1 pseudogene is annotated in these 912 nt (G+C 68.5%); it reads right to left on the bottom strand.

The annotated features are described in order from the left end of the window. A pseudogene (locus tag ACE191_RS21765) lies at nucleotides 1–912 on the bottom strand (hypothetical protein); the annotation flags it as partial.

The raw sequence follows: 912 nt of genomic DNA on the forward strand, positions 1-912 counted from the left end.
CGTGCCGCCCGACGTGCCGCTGATCGTCGGCACCGGGTCCGGCCCGTTCCCGCAGTACGTGGCCGCCGCGTACGCGAAGCCCGCGTTGGCCGGAGCAATGATTCGAACGGTAGCCGTGGCCGTGCTGGCCGCGCAGCCGCCCGAAGCGGCAATGGTGTTGGTCACCGTGTAAGTACCCGGCGTGGAAGCGCTCAGGTTGATGACACCCGTTGTAGCGTTGATGCTCAGGCCCGCCGCCGAGCTGAAGGTGCCGGCCGAAGCGCCGCTGGCAATAGTCGGAGCCGGGTTAGTAGCCGAGGTGCAGTAGGAAGCCGCCGCGTAGCTGAAGGTAGCCAAGGGAGCCGTGGTGATGGTCACCGAAGCCGTGGCCGAAGCCGGGCAGGCGCCGCCCACTGCGTAGGTCACCGTGTAGCTGCCCGGCGTCGAAGCGCTCAGGTTAATCGCGCCCGTCGTAGCATTGATGCTCAAACCCGCCGTCGAGCTGAACGTGCCGCCCGAAGTGCCCGTGATGCTGGGAGCCGGGTTGCTGCCGCTGCGGCAGAAAGTCGACGCGGCGTAGCTGAAGGCCGCGTTGGCCGGGGCCGTGATGGTCACCGTGGTGGTACCGCTGCCGGTGCAGGCACCGCTGCCGGTGTAGGTCACCGTGTAGCTGCCCGGCGTCGATGCGCTCAGGTTGATGACGCCCGTCGAGGCATTGATGCTCAGGCCCGACGTGGACGAGAACGTGCCGCCCGGCGCTGAAACGGTGGGCGCGGGGTTGGCGCCGGCGTTCTGGCAGAAGCTGCTGGCGCTATAGGCCAGGGTAGGCGTCGTCGTCGGTGTTACCGTGACGTTGAGGGGGCTGGAGGTGGCGCTGCAGCCACCGGGGTTGGTCACGAGCACGGTGTAGCTGCCGGCCGTGGTGGCCGCGTA

The organism is Hymenobacter sp. B81 (assembly GCF_044628455.1).
In the GTDB taxonomy this organism is placed as follows: Bacteria; Bacteroidota; Bacteroidia; order Cytophagales; family Hymenobacteraceae; genus Solirubrum.